The organism is Thermosynechococcus sp. OHK43, from assembly GCF_014466085.1.
In the GTDB taxonomy this organism is placed as follows: Bacteria; Cyanobacteriota; Cyanobacteriia; order Thermosynechococcales; family Thermosynechococcaceae; genus Thermosynechococcus.
Genome location: NZ_JACOMP010000207.1, coordinates 1 through 2,791 on the forward strand (window position 1 = coordinate 1; position 2,791 = coordinate 2,791).

Below are 2,791 nucleotides of genomic sequence, written 5' to 3' on the forward strand. Positions count from 1 at the left end.
GGTGCCTGTGGGGGTGGCGATCGGTCGCAATCCGCGTGCTGCTCAAATCTTGCAACCCATTGTTCAAATTGCAGCATCGGTGCCGGCCACGGCTTTGTTTCCAGTTCTGCTGTTGGCCCTGGCCAATGTAGGCGGGGGCTTGGAGATTGGGTCTGTGGCGCTGATGATGCTGGGCACGATGTGGTACATCCTCTTTAATGTGATTGCCGGTGCCCAAGCGATTCCCACAGAATTATTCGAAGCAGCGGTGGTCTATCAACTCCCTTGGTGGCAGCGGTGGCGCACGCTAATCTTACCCGGAATTTTTCCCTATTTGATTACGGGCATCATTACCGCTGTGGGGGGAGCTTGGAATTCCAGCATCGTCAGTGAATATGTGGAATTTCAAAATCAAACGGCGCAAACCCTTGGCTTGGGGGCCACCATTTCCGAGGCTAGCGTTCGGGGAGATTTTCCGCTACTGATGGCAGCAACGGCGGTGATGTCGTTATTGGTGGTTTTGACCAACCGCCTGGTTTGGCGCCCCCTCTACCGCTTGGCGGAAACAAAATATCAACTGTTGTAATCAACTGCTGGGGGGGCAGATGATGCGTGTCATTGGCCTGATGAGCGGAACCTCTGTCGATGGCATTGACGCGGTGTTAGTGGAGCTACAGGGGGGCGATCGCGACCTTCAGGTAACGGTGCTAAATTTTTGTACGGTGCCCTATCCAGACGCCCTGCGGCAACGTATTCTTGAGGCTTGTGGTGCGAAATCCTTGACCCTGGCTGAGTTGGCGGCGTTGGATGAGGCGATCGCCGCGGCCTTCGCCCATGCGGCGCAAACGGTTCAACAGGGCTATCCACGGGCAGAGCTTATTGGCTCCCACGGTCAAACGGTCTTTCATCGCCCCCCCGCGGGCGATCGCCTAGGCTACAGCCTGCAACTGGGACGGGGGGATTGGATTGCTTGGAGTACAGGCATGACCACCATTGCCAACTTTCGCGCCCAGGATATTGCCTTGGGTGGTCAGGGGGCGCCCCTTGTGCCGCGGGTGGATTGGTGTCTGCTGGGTCATCCCACGGAAGTCCGTTGTGTGCAAAACATCGGTGGGATCGGCAATGTCACCTACTTGCCCTCTCAGCTTGAGGATCCTGAGGGGAAAGGGGTCATGGGCTGGGATACCGGTCCCGGCAATATGCTGCTTGATCTGGCCGTAACGGAGTTATCGGGCGGTGAATTGACCTATGATGCTGATGGCACATGGGCACGGCAGGGCAAAATTATCGAGCCCCTGGTGGAGCAGTGGCTGCAGGATCCCTTTTTTCAGCAGTCGCCTCCGAAGTCCACTGGCCGCGAATACTTTGGTCTGCCCTTTTGGCAACGGTGCCGCGCCGATGCCACGGGTTTGGCACCTGCGGATATTCTAGCGACGCTAACGGAATTTACAGCTCGCAGTATGGTTGAAAGCTATGGCCAATTTTTGCCCCAAAAACCACAGCGGATCTTGCTCTGTGGCGGCGGTGCCCACAATGGATTCCTCAGGGAGCGCCTTCAAGTACATTTAGGAGAAATTCCCCTGGAAACCACGGCGACGGCTGGCCTACCAGTGGATGCAAAGGAGGCGATCGCCTTCGCCATTTTGGCCTACTGGCATGAGTTGGGCCTGCCGGGCAATTTGCCCCAGGTCACGGGGGCGCGCCAAGCGGTTCCCTTGGGTCAACGTTGGCTGGGACAGCGATGAAACCGACATTTCCAGCGATTGTCACCACTGCGGAAATGCAGGCAATTGAGGGGGCAATGTTCGATGCCGGCTTCCCCATTCCTGCCCTAATGGAAAAGGTGGGGCAGCGATTGAGTCACTATCTGCGGGAGCATTTTCCAACCTCCCAGTATCCCTGCGTGGCGGTCTTGGCAGGGCCTGGTCACAATGGCGGTGATGCCCTGGTGGTGGCGCGGGAACTCTGGCACCGCGGCTATCGGGTCAAACTCTGGCAGCCCTTTGAGCGGCTCAAGCCCCTGACGGCGGATCATGCCCGCTATGCTCGCTTTCTGGGTCTGCCCTTTGTGGAGAGAGTGGAGGCGTTGCAGGAAGTTGACCTGGTTGTGGATGGTCTCTTTGGTTTTGGCCTAGAGCGGGAACTGACAGGTGAACTGGCCTATGCCATTGATCAGATCAACACTTGGGGGCAACCGCGGGTGAGCATTGATGTCCCCTCGGGGCTACACAGTGATACGGGGGTAGTGTTGGGCACCGCAATTCAGGCCGATCGCACCCTCTGTTTAGGACTCTGGAAGCGGGGGCTACTGGTGGAGGAGGCACAACCTTGGGTGGGACAGGGTGTCTTAATCCCCTTTGATATTCCCTCAGTAGTGATTGAAACAGCCTTGGCTACTGCGCCTCGGCGATATTGCCTGGATGCTTCCTGTTGGCAAGCATTGCCCCTGTCGCGATCGCCTATTACCCACAAGTATCAGCAGGGTCAGCTTTTACTCATTGGCGGCTCTGCCCAGTTTGGTGGCAGTATTCTCCTCAGTGCCCTAGCCGCCCGCTGTACGGGTGTGGGAATGCTCGTGGTGGCCGTGCCCCAATCCCTGAAGTCCCTTGTGCTATCACGAGTCCCCGATGCCATTGTTGTCGGCTGTCCCGAAACAGCTAGGGGGGCGATCGCCCGCTTGTCCGAGAGCCTAGAGTTAGGGAAATTTTCCGCCATTGCCTGTGGGCCGGGGCTAACCCCTGAGGCAGGCTCAGTGGTGGAAACAGTGCTCAGGGCAGGGAAATCCCTCCTCCTGGATGCAGATGCTCTGAAC

Annotated in this window: 3 protein-coding genes; all 3 read left to right on the forward strand. The window is 57.7% G+C overall.

The annotated features are described in order from the left end of the window. Positions 1-565, forward strand: a 565-nt coding sequence (locus tag H8Q75_RS08830) for an ABC transporter permease subunit (protein WP_297041171.1), incomplete at its 5' end; no start/stop codon positions are given. A 19-nt stretch (positions 566-584) separates the two neighbouring features. Then, positions 585-1,724: an anhydro-N-acetylmuramic acid kinase gene (locus tag H8Q75_RS08835; RefSeq protein ID WP_297041173.1), complete on the forward strand. Its 1,140-nt coding sequence runs from the start codon at positions 585-587 to the stop codon at positions 1,722-1,724. Then, a partial coding sequence (locus H8Q75_RS08840; protein WP_297041174.1) for an NAD(P)H-hydrate epimerase occupies positions 1,721-2,791 on the forward strand: 1,071 nt, incomplete at its 3' end. The genes H8Q75_RS08835 and H8Q75_RS08840, both read left to right, overlap by 4 nt.

Excerpts from the sequence above, each read along its gene's own strand:
- H8Q75_RS08835 (WP_297041173.1), top strand. The coding sequence starts at position 585 with ATGATGCGTGTCATTGGCCTGATGAGCGGAACCTCTGTCGATGGCATT.